Raw genomic sequence first — 15,782 nt, 5'->3', positions numbered from 1 at the left:
TGGCGAGTCCAACGTGGACGTGCAGAAGAAGCTCGACGAGATCGTCGACAACATCGGCAGCGCCCGTTCCGTGCCCATGTCGGCGTCCTGCGTGGTCAACCGGGCCGAACTGCTCGCCATGCTGGAGGAGGTGCGCGCGGCGCTGCCCGGCTCGCTGGCCCAGGCCCAGGAGCTGCTCGGCGGCCGCGAGCGGATGGTCGAGGAGGCCCGCGCCGAGGCGGAGCGGATCATCGAGTCCGCCCACGCCCACCGCGGTTCGCTGATCTCCGACACCGAGGTCGCCCGCCAGTCGCAGGACGAGGCGGACCGCATCCTCGCCGAGGCCCGCCGCGAGGCCGAGGAGATCCGCGCCGAGGCCGACGACTACGTCGACAGCAAACTCGCCAACTTCGAGGTCGTCCTCACCAAGACCATCGGCTCCGTCGACCGCGGCCGGGAGAAACTGCTCGGCCGCGGCCCCGGCCTCGACGACCAGGGCTACGCCGACACGGAGGCCCCCGAGCGCAGCAGCGACCCGGCGACCCTCACCGAACGCGCCGACGCCTACGTCGACGCCAAGTTCGGCGCCTTCCAGGCGGTGCTGACCAAGACCCTCGAAGCGGTCGGCCGCGGCCGCGACAAGCTCCAGGGCGCCCGCGCCGTCGACGAGCTGGGCGCCCACCTCGCCGCCCAGGGCGACGAGCGGGCCGGCGGTCACCAGGCCGACGCGGAGTACCTCGCCGGCCTCGCCGACGTCGCCCCGCAGCAGCCCGCCGCCCCGGCCGCGCCCGCCCCGCAGCCGCTCCAGCCCGCCGCCGAGGCCCCGCAGTACGCCCAGCCCGGCTACTACCCGGACCAGGGCTACCCCGCGGGCCAGGACGGCTACGCCTACGGGCAGCAGCAGTACGCCCAGCAGCAGGACCCGTACGGCTACGGCTGGCAGCAGCAGGCCGCCGGGCAGGTCCCGCAGCAGGGCTACGCCCCGCAGGCGGGCTACGCGGCCCCGCAGCAGACGCCCCAGCAGCCGCCCGCGCAGCCCGGCGCCCTGGACGAGACCAGCCTCTTCGACACCAGCATGATCAACCTCGACCAGCTCCGGCAGTACGAGGAGGGCCGCCCCTAGGCGCCCTTGGCCCGGACCGGCCCGGATTGGGCCTATCCGGGCCGGTCCAGTATCCTGGCTGTTCGGTCGCGTGTACGTCCGCGATCCCGGCTGCCCGTTTCCGCCCCCGCCCGCATTCCGGGTCCGGTGGCCGGAAAGTCCGAGCGCCGGACCCCCGGTACAGAAAGCAGGAAAGCCATCAACGCCCGCCTCGACCACCGTTCCCCGCTCGTGTTCGACACGCGCGAGCTGGGCCGTCGTCCCGGCGCGCTCCAGCGGCTCTCCCGCACCGTCGAGGCCCCCCGGGACCTCGGCAACGAGGTGATCGGCGTGCCCGAGGGCGCCCCGATCGCGCTCGACCTCCGCCTGGAATCGGTCATGGACGGGGTGCTTGTCACAGGCACCGCCCGTGCAACCGTGAAGGGGGAGTGCGTAAGGTGTCTGGAGCCGCTGGAGCGTGAGCTCACAGCGGACTTCCAGGAGCTGTTCGCCTACCCCGACGCCGACGCCCGGACCCGCCCCGCGGAATCCGGCGACGACGCCGAGGACGAGGAGGACACACTCTTCGTCGAGGACGACCTGTTCGACCTCGAACCCGTGCTGCGGGACGCGGTGGTGCTCGCACTGCCGCTGCAGCCGGTGTGCCGGGAAGACTGCCCGGGTCTGTGTTCCGATTGCGGAGCGCGGCTCGCGGACGACCCGGACCACCACCACGACGCCGTCGACATCCGTTGGGCGGCACTGCAGGGACTCGTCGGGACCGACCAGGACGACGAGAAGGACAAGTTGAGCGGCGACGCGCCTCGATCAGCGCACGTCGACGAGAAGCAGGAGAAGTAGCCGTGGCTGTTCCGAAGCGGAAGATGTCGCGCAGCAACACGCGCCACCGCCGGTCGCAGTGGAAGGCTGCGGTCCCCACCCTGGTGGCGTGCGAGCGCTGCCACGAGCCGAAGCAGCAGCACATCGCGTGCCAGAGCTGCGGCACCTACAACAAGCGCCAGGTCCTCGAGGTCTGAGCGGCTGGTGACAGGCACTGTGTCTAGCCCCAAGAAGGCGCAAGACGCCCGCCCCTCGGCCCGCACCCGCGGCGAGGAGCAGGCACCGGCGGACACGGCCTCGTCCCACACGATTCTGGAAGGGCGGCTCGGGTACCACCTTGAGTCCGCCCTTCTGGTACGTGCGCTGACGCACCGTTCCTACGCGTACGAGAACGGCGGTCTGCCCACCAACGAGCGGCTGGAGTTCCTCGGGGACTCCGTGCTCGGCCTGGTGGTCACGGACACGCTGTACCGCATCCACCCCGACCTCCCGGAAGGCCAGTTGGCCAAGCTCCGGGCCGCGGTGGTCAACTCGCGCGCGCTCGCCGAGGTGGGCCGCGGCCTCGACCTCGGCGCCTTCATCCGCCTCGGACGGGGCGAAGAAGGCACGGGCGGCCGGGACAAGGCGTCCATCCTCGCCGACACCCTCGAAGCGGTGATCGGCGCGGTCTATCTCGACCAGGGCCTCGACGCGGCCGGCGAGCTGGTACACCGGCTCTTCGACCCGCTCATCGAGAAGTCCTCCAGCCTCGGCGCCGGCCTGGACTGGAAGACGAGCCTCCAGGAACTCACCGCGACCGAAGGTCTCGGCGTCCCGGAATACCTGGTCACCGAGGCCGGACCGGACCACGAGAAGACGTTCACGGCTGCCGCCCGCGTCGGTGGTGTCTCGTACGGCACCGGCACCGGCCGCAGCAAGAAGGAAGCCGAACAGCAGGCGGCGGAATCCGCGTGGCGCGCCATCCGCGCCGCGGCGGACGAGCGCGCCAAGGCCGGGACGGACGGCACCGCCGCCGACCCCGCCACGGCTTCCGGCGACTCCTCGACGCCGGCCCGCTGAACCACCCCTTCTGACCCCGCCGGGCGACACCGCCCGACGGGGTCAGAAGTCTTTTCCGAGCCCTGCCGAAAACCCGTGAGGAGAGCCGCGGTGCCCGAACTGCCCGAGGTCGAGGTCGTCCGCCGAGGACTGGAGCGCTGGGTCAGCGGCCGGACCATCGACACGGTCGAGGTGCTGCACCCGCGGTCGATCCGCCGCCACACCGCGGGCGCCGCCGACTTCGCCGCCCGGCTGACCGGACTGCGCATCGACGCGGCACGGCGCCGCGGCAAGTACCTCTGGCTGCCGGTGTCCGGCGGCGGTCCCGCCGCGCAGAGTGCCGCCGAGGGCCTCGCGCCGCAGGTCACCACCGATGTCACCCATGGCCTCGCGGTCCTCGCCCACCTCGGGATGAGCGGGCAGCTACTGGTGCAGCCGCAGGACGCGCCGGACGAGAAGCACCTGCGCATCCGGATCCGCTTCGACGACACGGTGAGCCCGCCGCCCGCCGACGCCGCCGGCACCGAACTCCGCTTCGTCGACCAGCGCACCTTCGGCGGCCTCTCGCTGCACGACACCGTGCCCGGCGACGCCGACCAGCTCCCGGACGCCATCGCGCACATCGCCCGCGACCCGCTCGATCCGGCCTTCGACGACGCCGCCTTCCACGACGCGCTGCGCCGCCGCCGCACCACGCTCAAGCGCGCCCTGCTCGACCAGTCCCTGATCAGCGGCGTCGGCAACATCTACGCCGACGAGGCGCTGTGGCGCGCCCGCCTGCACTACGAGCGCCCCACCGCCACCCTCACCCGCCCCCGCACCGCCGAACTCCTCGGCCACGTACGGGAGGTGATGTCCGCCGCCCTCGCCGTCGGCGGCACCAGCTTCGACAGCCTCTACGTCAACGTCAACGGCGAGTCCGGGTACTTCGAGCGCTCCCTCGATGCGTACGGACGGGAGGACGAGCCGTGCCGCCGGTGCGGCACCCCGATCCGCCGCCGTCCGTGGATGAACCGCTCCAGCTACTTCTGCCCGCGCTGCCAGCGGCCGCCGCGGCCCTGAGGCGCCGGCCGGTCAGCCACCGGGCGTCCCGGTGACGTGCCAGCGGCCGACCTCGCGGTACTCCGAGTCGTACACCGCCGCGCCGTCGCCGGGCGCCATCGCGTAGTGGTGGAGGTTGCCGCCCCAGTAGCGCAGGATGCGGCCCAGCTCACCCGCCGGGTCCTGCGCGACCTTCCCCTCGTCCACCTCGATTTCGAGCACGAACTTCATACGCGGCCTTCCTCTCGTCAGGGATGTCGTCCCACCGGGTCTATCAGTCTTCCCTGCCGGAGCGCCCAGAGATTGCGACGGTATCTGCGCAGGTCGGCGCGGGAATGGGCGGGAAAATCCCCACCGGGGACGAGACCTGCCACGGGGGACGGTCCGGCCCGTAGGCTGCGCGCGCCGGACGGAACGGGGCAGCGGGGGAGGGCGGCGTGGCGGGCCGGTTGCGTGCCCTCCATGACGGTGACGAGGAGACCGCGCTCGACGCCGGCCACGCCAGGCTGGACGGGGAACGCGGCGAGCTGACCGCGGTCCACGACGCCCTCGCCACGGTGCCGGACGCCGCACCGCCCGCCCTCGCGGCCCGCGCCGTGGGCGTCCGGCCGCCCGCCCTGTGGCTCTGGGAACACCACGGTCTGCTCCGTCCGGACCGCGAACCGGCCACCGGATACCGCGGCCACCCCGCCGCCGAACCGCGCCTCGTGCGCTTCACCGCACTGCTGCGGCGCGGCGGCCACCCCTCGCCGCCATCGCCGCCGTCCTGGACGAACTCCGGACGACCGGCGACCCCGACCGCCTCCGCGCCGAGCCGGCCCGCCGCCGCGTCACCTCGCACCAGGCGTCCCGCCACCGCGGCGCCGCATACGTATCTCCTGCGGCGCGCGGCCGAAGATCAGGAAACGACGAACGGAAGGAAGCGCCGGGGCCACGGCGGAGCGGACCGGGCAGGCGCCGGGACGGGCACCGTCATCGCCGGCATGATCGCCGCCGTCGTGGGCGCCGCGGGCACACTCCTCGCCCCACCGGCGGGACGAGGACGGCGGCGTCCGGGATCAGAAACCGAAGTCCTGCGTCCACCAGGGGCCGCCCGGCCCGCGGTGGACACCGACGCCGAGCGTGCGGTACTCGCAGTTGAGGATGTTGGCGCGGTGCCCCGGGCTGTTCATCCAGGAAGCCATGACGGCCGCGGCGTCGGCCTGGCCGCGGGCGATGTTCTCACCGCCGAGACCGGGGACGCCGGCCTTACGGGCACGCTCCCAGGGCCCCGCACCATCCGGGTCGGTGTGGTCGAAGAAGCCGCGCGCGGCCATGTCGTCACTGAAGTCCCGGGCCAGCGAGGCGAGTTCCCCGTCGGCCTTCACCGGCGCGCACCCGGCCTTGGCGCGCTCCTCGTTGACCAGCGACAGCACCTGGGCCTCGGCCCCGGAGCCCGCCGGACGCGGCGGGGGCGCGGAGACGGTCGGCGCCGTGGTGGGCGTACCGGAGGTGGCGCCGCCACCGTGCCCGGCGCCGGCCGTGGGCGACGCCGGCCGATGGTGCTTCGCCGGGGACGGCGAGGCGGACGGGGACGCCGCGGAGGTGGGCCGGCCGGCATTGGGGGCCGTGGTGCGGCCACCACCGCGGCCGACCGCGCCCGTCGCCCGGCCCGTCGGTACGGCCGATTCACCGCCCTGCGGCGAGGCGTCCGGCAGCGTTCCGGCCCGGACCGGCGGCCCGCCGTCCTCTCCCACCACGTACCGGTCGCCGCCCGGGATCAGCCCCGAGGCGACCGCGACGGTCCCCATCGCCACCGCGGCGGACGCGCCGATCAGCCCTGTCCGCACCGGCACCGTGCGCCGGGCCCGGTGGCCCCGTCGGCCGCGCTCACCGGCGTCGGCGTCGGCGGGCGGGGCGCTTGCCGGTCCGGTGGCAGGGGGAGCAGAGCGTCTGTGGCGGCCCATCCGCTGGCGTCCTTCCGTCCTCAGCATCGTCAAATTCACTCGAACGAGTGAGCTGGATTGCCGGGTGACTGTACGCCATGCCCCATCGGACCGATGTGCTCGACGGCCGATCGGCCGGATACCGTGCACGCCATGAACGAAGAAGTGCGCCTGACGGCATGGGTGCGCGGCCGGGTCCAGGGCGTCGGATTCCGCTGGTTCACCCGCGCCAACGCCCTCCGCATCGGCGATCTGGTCGGCTTCGCGCTCAATCTGGACGACGGACGCGTCCAGGTCGTCGCCGAAGGCCCGAAGGACCGCTGCGAGGAATTGCTGGAGTGGCTGCGCGCCGGGGACACGCCCGGACGCGTCGACGGTGTGACTGAGATATGGGACACCCCGCGCGGGGGTTACGACGGCTTCGCGACGCGCTGACGGACGACGGAAAGCCGCCCCCGAGCGGCCCCGAGGATGATCTTCGGACCGGGTCCGGGAGGTCCGCCGTCGGGAGATTTCGCCTGGTGGTTGCCAACTCGGCCGTCCCGTGCAAGGCTGCCGCTGTACGGATGATCTCCACGCCCCGCGGGACCTTTCTGGAGAACCGGCGCCCGGCCCGCACGGCCGCGCCGTCTCAGGTGCCCAGCGATACGGGGTGTGATCGTGTTGACCGTCAAAACAATTGGTGAGACTCTGGAATCCCCGCGCACCTTAGCTGTTTGGCATTGAGAACCCCGCAAATGACAAGCACCGCGGGTGCGAATCCCTCACGACCCACACCGCTTCGGTCGGTCACTCATTGTGGAGGACCATCCATCATGGCAAAGGCGCTTCTCGGTTACGTCGGCGGCTCCGACCCCCGAGTCCTCTCCGAGATGCGACGGCTTCAGCAGCGCGTACAGGACCTGGAATCCGAACTGATCCGGATGCAGGCCGAAAACGACATGCTGTCCGCTGCCGCACGTCACGACGGTTCGATGCTCGACGTACCCCAGGCGGAGCCCGCGCTCACCTGACCCCCGCCTCAAGGGCCGGTGCAGCGTATGCCACCTGCTTGAGGAACTGCTATCAGCACGATCCGCGTCACGCGAGATCTGCAAAAGGGACGCTTCGGCGTCCCTTCGTCATGTCCGCCTTCCTCGCGCCCCGAGCGCCGGATCCTTTCGGCGCTTACCGCATGATGTGCCCTGCGCCACACGGAGCGAAACCGAAAGTGGACGCGAGGGGGCGCGGCGGGGCCCGCCGGGCCCCGGGATGTCGGCCGGGGCGCCCGGAATGGGCCGGTAAAGTCGCACGGCGTGCACCTCAAGAGTCTGACCCTGCGAGGCTTCAAGTCCTTCGCCTCCGCCACGACGCTCCGCTTCGAACCGGGCATCACCTGCGTCGTCGGGCCCAACGGCTCCGGCAAGTCCAACGTCGTGGACGCGCTGTCCTGGGTGATGGGTGAGCAGGGTGCCAAGTCGCTGCGCGGCGGCAAGATGGAGGACGTCATCTTCGCCGGGACGACCGGGCGGCCCCCGCTCGGCCGGGCCGAGGTGTCGCTGACCATCGACAACTCCGACGGGGCGCTGCCCATCGAGTACGCCGAGGTCACCCTCACCCGGACGATGTTCCGTAACGGTGGCAGCGAGTACCAGATCAACGGTGACACCTGCCGGCTGCTCGATATCCAAGAACTCCTCAGCGACTCCGGTATCGGCCGGGAGATGCACGTCATCGTCGGGCAGGGGCAGCTCGACGGGGTGCTGCACGCCGATCCGATGGGCCGCCGGGCCTTCATCGAGGAGGCCGCCGGTGTTCTCAAGCACCGCAAGCGCAAGGAGAAGGCGGTCCGGAAGCTGGACGCGATGCAGGCGAACCTCGCCCGCGTCCAGGATCTGACCGATGAGCTGCGCCGCCAGCTCAAACCGCTCGGCCGGCAGGCGGCGGTCGCCCGGCGCGCCGCCGTCATCCAGGCCGATCTGCGCGATGCCCGGCTGCGGCTGCTCGCCGACGACCTCGTCACGTTGCGCCGTGCGCTGCACGCCGAGATCGCCGACGAGGCGGCGCTCAAGCAGCGTAAGGAGGCCGCCGAGCAGCGGCTGCGGGACGCCCGGCGGCAGGAGGCGGAGCTGGAGGAGCGGCTGCGGACGCTGACGCCGCGGGTGCAGCGGGCCCAGCAGAACTGGTACGAGCTGTCGCGGTTCGCCGAGCGGGTGCGCGGCACCGTCTCGCTCGCCGAGGCGCGGGTCCGCAGCGCGCGGCAGGCACCGCCGGAGGAGCGGCGCGGCCGCGACCCGGAGGACATGGAGCGCGAGGCCGCCCGTATCCGTGAGCAGGAGGCGGAGCTGACCGCCGCGGTGGAGGCGGCGAGCCGGGCGCTGGAGGACACCGTCGAGCACCGGGCCGCGCTGGAGCGGCAGTTGGCCGACGAGGAGCGGCGGCTGCGCGATGTGGCGCGGGCCCTCGCCGACCGGCGGGAGGGCCTGGCGCGGCTCAGCGGGCAGGTCAGTGCCGCCCGTGGCCGGGCCGCCTCCGCGCAGGCCGAGATCGGCCGCCTGGCCGCCTCCCGGGACGACGCCCGGCAGCGTGCCCGGGAGGCCCAGGAGGAGTACGAACGGCGCGCGGCCCAGGCCGGCGCCCTGGAGACGGCGCGCGCCGAGGAGGGCGAACGGGACGCGGCCGCCCGGCGGGAACTGGCCGCCGCGGACGCCGCGCTGGAGGCCGCGCGGGAGGCGCTGACCGTCGCGGAGCGCGGCCGCGCCGCCACCTCGGCCCGGCGCGACGCGCTCGCCCAGGGACTGCGGCGCAAGGACGGCAGCGGCGCGCTCCTGGCCGCGGCCGGGGAGCTGACCGGCCTGCTGGGACCGGCCGCCGAGCTGCTCACCGTCGCGCCCGGCCACGAGGTGGCCGTCGCCGCCGCGCTCGGGGCCGCCGCCGACGCCCTCGCGGTCAGCGGTCCGGCGGCCGCCGCCGACGCCATCCGGCTGCTGCGCAAGCAGGACGCGGGGCGGGCGGCGATGCTGCTGGCCGCGCCCCAGGAGACGGTGTCCGCGGCGGCCGCCCCGGGGGCGCCGCCCGCGCACGGGGCCCCGGGCGACGGCCCCGCCCCGGGCGGCGTACGGCTTCCGTCACCCGCCCGGGAGGCCGGTACGGAGCCGGACGGGGCGGGTGCCCCGGAGGCCGCGCCGCTGCTGCCCGGGCCCCGGGAGCAGTTCCTGCGCGCCGCCGAACTCATCAGCGGGCCACCGGAGTTGACCGCCGCCGTCCGGCGGCTGCTGCGGGACGTGGTCGTCGTCGCGACGCTGGAGGACGCCGAGGACCTGATCGCGGCGCGGCCCGGGCTGACGGCCGTCACGGGCGAGGGCGACGTCCTCGGCGGGCACTTCGCGCACGGAGGATCGGCCGGGGCGCCGAGTCTGCTGGAGGTGCACGCCGCCGTCGACGAGGCGGCCGCCGAACTCGCCGCGCTGGACGCCCGCTGCGCGGCGCTCGCCGAGGAGCGGCACGGGGCGGCCGAACGGCGTGCCGCGGCCGCCGCGCACGTCGCGGAGCTGGACGCCCGGCGGCGTACCGCGGAGCGCGAACAGTCGCGGGTCGCCGGGGATCTCGGGCGCCTCGCCGGGCAGGCACGGGCCGCCGCGGGGGAGGCCGAACGGGCCGCCGCCGCGACGGCGAAGGCCGAGGAGGCCCTGGCGCGCGCCACCGAGGAGGCCGAGGAGCTGGCCGAACGGCTCGCGGTCGCCGAGGAGGAGCCGGGCGAGGAGGAGCCCGACACCTCGGTACGTGACCGGTTGGCCGCCGACGGCGCCAACGCCCGGCAGACCGAGATGGAGGCCCGGCTCCAGACGCGTACGCACGAGGAGCGGGTCAAGGCGCTCGCGGGGCGGGCCGACGCGCTGGACCGGGGGGCGCGCGCGGAGCGCGAGGCACGGGTGCGCGCCGAGCGGCGGCGCGCCCGGCTGCGGCACGAGGCGGCGGTGGCCTCGGCGGTCGTCTCGGGCGCCCGGCAGTTGCTGGCCCACGTCGAGGTCTCCCTCGTCCGGGCCGAGGAGGAGCGGGCGGTGGCGCAGCGGGCCACCGCCGGGAGCGAGGAGGCCCTGGCCGCCGCGCGGGAGCAGGGGCGCGCGCTCGCGTCGGAGCTGGACAAGCTGACCGACTCGGTGCACCGGGGCGAGGTCCTGGGGGCCGAGAAGCGCCTGCGGATCGAGCAGTTGGAGTCGCGTTCCCTGGAGGAGCTGGGCGTGGAGCCGGCCGCGCTGGTTGCGGAGTACGGGCCGGATCAGCCCGTACCGCCGTCGCCCGCGGCCGAGGGGGAGGAGCTGCCCGACGATCCGGAGCACCCGAGGAACCGTCCGGTGGCGTACGACCGCGGTGCGCAGGAGAAGCGGCTCAAGGCGGCCGAGCGGGCGTATCAGCAGCTCGGGAAGGTGAACCCGCTCGCCCTGGAGGAGTTCGCCGCACTGGAGGAACGGCACCAGTTCCTGAGCGAACAGCTTGAAGACTTGAAGAAGACCCGGGCCGATCTGCTGCAGGTCGTCAAGGACGTCGACAAGCGTGTGGAGCAGGTCTTCACCGAGGCGTACCACGACACGGCGAGGGAGTTCGAGGGCGTTTTCGGGCGGCTCTTCCCGGGGGGCGAGGGCCGGTTGGTGCTGACCGATCCGGACCACATGCTCACCACCGGGGTGGACGTGGAGGCCCGCCCGCCGGGCAAGAAGGTCAAGCGGCTCTCGCTGCTGTCCGGCGGCGAACGGTCGCTGACCGCGGTGGCCCTGCTGGTCTCGATCTTCAAGGCGCGCCCCAGCCCGTTCTACGTGATGGACGAGGTCGAGGCGGCGCTGGACGACACCAATCTCCAGCGGCTGATCGGGATCATGGAGGAGCTGCAGGAGAGCAGCCAGTTGATCGTGATCACGCACCAGAAGCGGACGATGGAGGTCGCCGACGCCCTCTACGGCGTCTCGATGCAGGGCGACGGCGTCTCGAAGGTCATCAGCCAGCGGCTGCGCTGATCCCGCGCCGCCGCGCGTGGTGCCCGTGCGTGGTGCCGGGCGCACGGGGCGCCGCCCGGCGCGGCGGCGAGGCGGGTGTCCGCCCCGGCCCGCTCCCCTCCGCGGCTGCGGGACGGTCCGGGGACGCATCGGAGCCTCTGTTTAGAACTTGAATTCACGCCGCCGAACGGGGCGGGTAAGTATTTTCATCTTGGTCTATTGACTTAGAAACTTGAACGCATAGTCTCTGCAACGTCGCTCTTACCTTCACGTGGTGGCTGCCTTCGACGTATGCGCCACTGGAGGTGCCAGCCCCCTACGCCCGGCAGCGCAGCCGGGCCACTGGAGTACACGTTGACCAGCACCGCGCAGCCGGCGGTACCGGAAGGCCGTAAGGCCCAGCCGGACCATCTCGGCCATGTCATCTTCATCACCGCGGCTGCCGCGATGGGCGGCTTCCTCTTCGGCTACGACAGCTCCGTCATCAACGGCGCCGTCGAGGCGATCCGCGGGCGGTACGAAGTCGGTTCGGCCGTTCTCGCCCAGGTCATCGCCATCGCGTTGATCGGCTGCGCGATCGGCGCCGCCACGGCGGGCCGGATCGCCGACCGGATCGGCCGCATCCGCGTGATGCAGATCTCCGCGGCGCTCTTCACCATCAGCGCCGTCGGGTCCGCGCTGCCGTTCGCGCTCTGGGACCTCGCCATGTGGCGGGTGCTCGGCGGTATCGCGATCGGTATGGCGTCGGTCATCGGCCCGGCGTACATCGCCGAGGTCTCGCCGCCCGCGTACCGGGGCCGGCTCGGCTCGTTCCAGCAGGCCGCGATCGTCGTCGGCATCGCCGTCTCCCAGCTCGTCAACTGGGGCATCCTCAACCTCGCCGACGGCAACCAGCGCGGCACGCTCGCCGGCCTGGAGGCGTGGCAGTGGATGCTCGGCGTGATGGTGGTCCCGGCGCTGCTGTACGGCCTGCTGTCGTTCGCCATCCCGGAGTCGCCGCGCTTCCTGATCTCCGTCGGCAAGACCGACAAGGCCAAGCAGGTGCTGTCCGAGGTCGAGGGGCACGCCGTCGACCTCGACACCCGGGTCGAGGAGATCCAGGAGGCGATGCGCCGGGAGCACAAGTCGACGTTCAAGGACCTGCTGGGCGGCCGGGGCGGCTTCCTGCCGATCGTGTGGGTCGGTATCGGGCTGTCGGTCTTCCAGCAGCTCGTCGGCATCAACGTCGCGTTCTACTACTCGTCGACGCTGTGGCAGTCCGTGGGCATCAACCCCGAGGGCTCGTTCTTCTACAGCTTCACCACGTCGATCATCAACATCATCGGCACCGTCATCGCGATGCTCTTCGTCGACCGGATCGGCCGCCGTCCGCTGGCCCTCATCGGCTCCGCCGGTATGGCCGTCGCGCTCGCCCTGGAGGCGTGGGCCTTCTCCGCCAAGACGGCGGCCGGGACGCTGCCGACGACGCAGGGCACCGTCGCCCTCATCGCGGCCCACTGCTTCGTGCTCTTCTTCGCCCTCTCCTGGGGCGTGGTGGTCTGGGTCTTCCTCGGCGAGATGTTCCCCAACCGCATCCGCGCCGCGGCGCTCGGCGTCGCCGCCTCCGCCCAGTGGATCGCCAACTGGGCCATCACGGCGAGCTTCCCGAGCCTGTCCGACTGGAACCTCTCCGGTACGTACGTGATCTACATGGTCTTCGCCCTGCTCTCGATCCCCTTCGTGCTGAAGTTCGTGAAGGAGACCAAGGGCAAGGCGTTGGAGGAGATGGGCTAACCACCCCCGCCAGTCCGCCTCCTCGGAAAACGGCACTGCCCCGGCTCATACGGAGAGCCGGGGCAGTGCCGTGTACGGGGCGCCGTGCGCGCGCCTCATGCGCCCGCCCCCTGCGTGCGGGGCGGCGTCGCGGACGTGCCCACGGCGTGGAGGGCGTACGGCGCGAGAGGTGCCCGGCCGGGAGTCAGGAAGCGTCGCCCGCCACCGGCGCGGGCGCGGGGCGGCGGTGGCGGAAGGCGCGGCGGTAGGCGGCGGGCGTGGTGCCCAGGGCGTCGTGGAACCGGCGCCGCAGGTTGGTCGCGGACGACAGGCCGACGCGTACGGCCACCGCCTCGACCGGCAGATCGGTCTCCTCCAGCAGCGTCCGCGCCGCGGAGATCCGCCGGGCCAGCAGCCACTGCCCGGGGGTGGTGCCCACCTGCTCGGCGAAGCGGCGCGCCAGCGTCCGCGGCGAGACCCGCAGCCGCGCCGCCATCTCCGCCACCGACACCCGCGTCCCCAGTCGCCCGGACACCCAGTCCAGCAGCGGCGCGAGCGAGGGCTCCGCCCCCCGGAGCGGCGCCTCCGCGGTGAACTGCGTCTGGCCGCCCTCGCGGTGCGGCGGCACCCCCAGGTACCGGCCGACGCGCGCCGCGTACCCGGCGCCGTGGTCGGCGCGGAGCAGATGCAGGCAGAGATCGATCCCGGCCGCCGCCCCGGCGCTCGTGGCCACGTCGCCGTGGTCGATGTACAGCACCGTGGCGTCCATCCGCACGCGCGGGAAGCGGGCCGCGAAGTGCGCCGCGCGCTTCCAGTGGGTCGTCGCCCGCCGCCCGTCGAGCAGCCCGGTGGCGGCCAGCGCGTACGCGCCCGAGCAGAGCCCCACCAGGCGGGCGCCGCGGGCGTGGGCGCCGCGCAGCGCCTCGCGAATCTCCTCGGGCAGCGGCGCGTCGGGCGCCCAGCCGGGGACGACGACGGTGTCGGCGCCGTCCAGCGCGGACAGGCCCGCCGCGGCGTGCAGGGTGTACCCGGCCGTCGTCGCCACGGGCCCGGGCCGCAGCGCGCAGATCCGGAAGTCGTAGTACGCGGGGAGGCCGGGATGCCGGGTGCCGAAAAGCTCCGCGGCACACCCCAGTTCGAATGTCGGCTGCGGTGCGTGCACCAGTGCGACGACTTGGTGACGCGGCCCCTTCCCGGCCTGCGGTATCGCGGTGGGGGACGGCGAGTCGATCATGGCAGGAAAGTACCCGGCGGGGTCACTTCTGGCACTGGGAAGCCCCCCGCGGGCCCGACAAGCTGTCCTCATGAACGTGAACACGCAGGTCAACGACGAGCACGACGCGACGCCCGAGGGCACGAGCACCGGGGCGGTACCGGGGGCGCACCCCGGGGGCGTGGGCGGGACGCCCGGCTACCTCTTCCGTACGGCGGCCGACGCCGAGGTCATGGAGCCGGCCCCCGGCATCACCGCCCGGCTGCTGTGGACCGGGGAGAACGGCGCCAAGGCGATGGTGGTGGAGTTCGCCCCGGGCAGTTGCTGGGACGGGATCGACGTCCACGAGCCGGGCCCCGAGGAGGTCTACGTGGTCTCCGGCACCTTCCACGACGGCGACCGTGACCACCCCGCCGGGACGTTCCTCCACGCCCCCGCCGGCTCCTGGCACGTCCCGCAGTCCGCGGCTGGCTGCACCCTCTTCGTCTTCTACCCGGAGGGCTGACCCTCCCCGGGTGGGACGGGGCCGGACCGGCGCCTGGCGTACGGCCCGGCCCCGTACCGCGTTCACGACCCGCTCCGTGCGGCGCCTCCCCGTGCGGTGTTCTCCGCCCCGCTCCGCGCGGCGCCTCTCCGTGCGGTGCCCGGCCCCGGCCCCGTCCCGGCTTTTCGTCCGGTCGGTACGGACCGGGCCCCGCCCCGTATCGGGCTTCACGGCCGCCTCGTGTGACGTCCGGCCCCGCATGAGGCGCCCGCCCCACGCGCCGGCCCCGTTCCTCTCGCCCCGGTCACTCCAGCCCCGGCAGGACCTCGTCCGTGAAGAGCTGGAGGGAGCGCCAGCCCTCGTCGACCGGCATGCCGCCGCAGAGCGGGTGGAGGACCAGTGAGCCCGGTGCGTCCGGTTCCTGGGCGAGCCGCCGGCACTCCTGGGGGGTGACGATGCGGTACACGCCCTCCGCGCGCAGCTCCGCCACGTCGCGGGCGGCCGAGCGCACCGCCGAGTGGACACCCGCCGGCTGCCAGGACGCGTAGGTCCGGGCCTCGTACAGCAGATGGTGACCGTAGCGTTCCCAGGCCCGCTCCGGGTTCTCGGACACATGCAGCAGGTGGGTGCGGGGATCGGGCTGCTGCACCCAGCCCTCGGTGCCGTACGCGGCGCACCGTTCGTGGTAGTACGCCACCAGCTCCGGCAGGTGCGCGGAGGGGAACAGCGGCAGGCCCAGCCGGGCGGCGCGCCGGGCCGCGGCGCGGGAGCTGCCGCCGACCAGCAGCGGCGGATGCGGCCGGGAGTACGGGCGCGGGGTGATGTGCACGGTGCGGCCCCGGTACCGGAACGGCTCGCCGCGCCATGCGGTCAGCAGCGTCCGGAGCACCTCGTCCTGGAGGGCGCCGCGCCCCGCCCAGTCCTTGCCGTGCGCCGCGTACTCCTCGGGCCGGTAGCCGAGCCCGGCGACGGTGATCAGCCGTCCGCCGCCGAGCAGGTCGAGCACGGCGATGTCCTCGGCCAGCCGGAGCGGGTCGTGCAACGGCGTGAGCAGCGCGGAGACCGTGACCGCGAGGCGGCGGGTGGCGCCGAGCAGCGCGCCGGCGAAGGCCAGCGGGGCGGGCATCCAGCCGTCCCCGGTGGTGTGGTGTTCCTCGGTCTGCACGGTGGTCAGGCCCCGTGAGTCGGCGAACGCGGCCATCTCCAGCGCCGCGCGGTAACGGGCCGCGAGCGTGGCGGGGGAGGGGTCGGGATCGACGAGGTTGAGGCGCAGAACGGTGACGGGCGGCATGGCGGCGTCCCCTTCGCCGGGTGGATGGCGAAGAGGACGCTAGCTGACGGGATGTCAGATTTCCAGGGTGGAGCCGGACCCGGTGCCCGGGGCGCCCCCCGCGGAGCCGGACCGCCCCCGGGAGCGGCCCCGTGACGCCGTACCGATGGCGGTGAGGCCGTACGCAGG

General features: G+C 73.6%; 14 protein-coding genes. 10 read left to right on the top strand and 4 right to left on the bottom strand.

The genetic code is table 11. The features are described 5' to 3' along the window. Window positions 1-13 precede the first annotated feature (13 nt). The 5 genes from ACGH2B_RS06135 to mutM all read left to right on the top strand — a co-directional run bounded on the left by ACGH2B_RS06135 (window position 14) and on the right by mutM (window position 4,000). Entirely contained in the window at window positions 14-1,102 is a 1,089-nt protein-coding gene (locus tag ACGH2B_RS06135) for an ATP synthase F0 subunit B (RefSeq protein WP_399085273.1), read from the top strand. A 177-nt stretch (window positions 1,103-1,279) separates the two neighbouring features. Then, window positions 1,280-1,921: a YceD family protein gene (locus tag ACGH2B_RS06130; RefSeq protein ID WP_399096752.1), complete on the top strand. Its 642-nt coding sequence runs from the start codon at window positions 1,280-1,282 to the stop codon at window positions 1,919-1,921. Window positions 1,922-1,923: 2 nt separating this feature from the next. After that, window positions 1,924-2,097, top strand: coding sequence for a 50S ribosomal protein L32 (rpmF, locus tag ACGH2B_RS06125; RefSeq protein WP_030287342.1), 174 nt, complete (start codon window positions 1,924-1,926; stop codon window positions 2,095-2,097). A 7-nt stretch (window positions 2,098-2,104) separates the two neighbouring features. Then, window positions 2,105-2,959 (top strand): ribonuclease III, encoded by an 855-nt coding sequence (gene rnc, locus ACGH2B_RS06120; RefSeq protein WP_399085270.1) that lies wholly within the window; start codon window positions 2,105-2,107, stop codon window positions 2,957-2,959. Window positions 2,960-3,049: 90 nt separating this feature from the next. After that, window positions 3,050-4,000 carry a bifunctional DNA-formamidopyrimidine glycosylase/DNA-(apurinic or apyrimidinic site) lyase gene (mutM, locus tag ACGH2B_RS06115; protein WP_399085267.1) on the top strand — a complete coding sequence of 317 codons (951 nt, stop codon included), beginning with the start codon at window positions 3,050-3,052 and terminating at the stop codon, window positions 3,998-4,000. 12 nt (window positions 4,001-4,012) lie between these two features. Here mutM and ACGH2B_RS06110 read toward each other — a convergent pair whose 3' ends face one another. Continuing rightward, window positions 4,013-4,210: a hypothetical protein gene (locus ACGH2B_RS06110; RefSeq protein WP_399085264.1), complete on the bottom strand. Its 198-nt coding sequence runs from the start codon at window positions 4,208-4,210 to the stop codon at window positions 4,013-4,015. 827 nt (window positions 4,211-5,037) lie between these two features. Beyond that, the gene (locus ACGH2B_RS06105) at window positions 5,038-5,925 is read right to left on the bottom strand and encodes a CAP domain-containing protein (protein ID WP_399085261.1); all 888 of its coding nucleotides are present in this window, start codon (window positions 5,923-5,925) and stop codon (window positions 5,038-5,040) included. A 132-nt stretch (window positions 5,926-6,057) separates the two neighbouring features. On the opposite strand from ACGH2B_RS06105, the gene ACGH2B_RS06100 reads away from it, so the two are divergent. The 4 genes from ACGH2B_RS06100 (at window position 6,058) to ACGH2B_RS06085 (ending at window position 12,647) form a co-directional block, all read left to right on the top strand. Continuing rightward, on the top strand, window positions 6,058-6,339 hold the full coding sequence (locus tag ACGH2B_RS06100) for an acylphosphatase (protein ID WP_399085258.1): 282 nt from the start codon (window positions 6,058-6,060) through the stop codon (window positions 6,337-6,339). Window positions 6,340-6,719: 380 nt separating this feature from the next. Beyond that, complete coding sequence (locus ACGH2B_RS06095; protein WP_030287366.1) at window positions 6,720-6,917, top strand: hypothetical protein; 198 nt, start codon at window positions 6,720-6,722, stop codon at window positions 6,915-6,917. A 282-nt stretch (window positions 6,918-7,199) separates the two neighbouring features. After that, window positions 7,200-10,895 (top strand): chromosome segregation SMC family protein, encoded by a 3,696-nt coding sequence (locus tag ACGH2B_RS06090; RefSeq protein ID WP_399085253.1) that lies wholly within the window; start codon window positions 7,200-7,202, stop codon window positions 10,893-10,895. A 333-nt stretch (window positions 10,896-11,228) separates the two neighbouring features. After that, window positions 11,229-12,647 carry a sugar porter family MFS transporter gene (locus ACGH2B_RS06085; protein ID WP_399085250.1) on the top strand — a complete coding sequence of 473 codons (1,419 nt, stop codon included), beginning with the start codon at window positions 11,229-11,231 and terminating at the stop codon, window positions 12,645-12,647. A 184-nt stretch (window positions 12,648-12,831) separates the two neighbouring features. On the opposite strand, the gene ACGH2B_RS06080 is transcribed toward ACGH2B_RS06085, so the two are convergent. Next, a complete protein-coding gene (locus ACGH2B_RS06080) occupies window positions 12,832-13,860 on the bottom strand; it encodes a GlxA family transcriptional regulator (protein ID WP_399085247.1) in 1,029 nt (342 codons plus the stop codon). A gap of 70 nt (window positions 13,861-13,930) precedes the next feature. On the opposite strand from ACGH2B_RS06080, the gene ACGH2B_RS06075 reads away from it, so the two are divergent. Continuing rightward, window positions 13,931-14,344, top strand: coding sequence for a cupin domain-containing protein (locus tag ACGH2B_RS06075; protein ID WP_399085244.1), 414 nt, complete (start codon window positions 13,931-13,933; stop codon window positions 14,342-14,344). A gap of 283 nt (window positions 14,345-14,627) precedes the next feature. Here ACGH2B_RS06075 and ACGH2B_RS06070 read toward each other — a convergent pair whose 3' ends face one another. Then, on the bottom strand, window positions 14,628-15,614 hold the full coding sequence (locus tag ACGH2B_RS06070) for an LLM class flavin-dependent oxidoreductase (RefSeq protein WP_399085241.1): 987 nt from the start codon (window positions 15,612-15,614) through the stop codon (window positions 14,628-14,630). Window positions 15,615-15,782: the final 168 nt, after the last annotated feature.

Origin of the sequence: Streptomyces sp. BBFR2 (genome assembly GCF_044497305.1) — a bacterium.
Classification (GTDB): domain Bacteria; phylum Actinomycetota; class Actinomycetes; order Streptomycetales; family Streptomycetaceae; genus Streptomyces.
The sequence above is the reverse complement of the archived record's forward strand: the minus strand, read 5'-3'. Positions and strand labels throughout refer to the sequence as shown.

What these genes read in the sequence shown, in the direction of transcription:
- ACGH2B_RS06110 (WP_399085264.1), bottom strand. Translation starts at nt 4,210, where the DNA reads ATGAAGTTCGTGCTCGAAATCGAGGTGGACGAGGGGAAGGTCGCGCAG.
- ACGH2B_RS06105 (WP_399085261.1), bottom strand. Translation starts at nt 5,925, where the DNA reads ATGGGCCGCCACAGACGCTCTGCTCCCCCTGCCACCGGACCGGCAAGC.
- ACGH2B_RS06100 (WP_399085258.1), top strand. Translation starts at nt 6,058, where the DNA reads ATGAACGAAGAAGTGCGCCTGACGGCATGGGTGCGCGGCCGGGTCCAG.
- ACGH2B_RS06095 (WP_030287366.1), top strand. Translation starts at nt 6,720, where the DNA reads ATGGCAAAGGCGCTTCTCGGTTACGTCGGCGGCTCCGACCCCCGAGTC.
- ACGH2B_RS06080 (WP_399085247.1), bottom strand. Translation starts at nt 13,860, where the DNA reads ATGATCGACTCGCCGTCCCCCACCGCGATACCGCAGGCCGGGAAGGGG.
- ACGH2B_RS06075 (WP_399085244.1), top strand. Translation starts at nt 13,931, where the DNA reads ATGAACGTGAACACGCAGGTCAACGACGAGCACGACGCGACGCCCGAG.
- ACGH2B_RS06070 (WP_399085241.1), bottom strand. Translation starts at nt 15,614, where the DNA reads ATGCCGCCCGTCACCGTTCTGCGCCTCAACCTCGTCGATCCCGACCCC.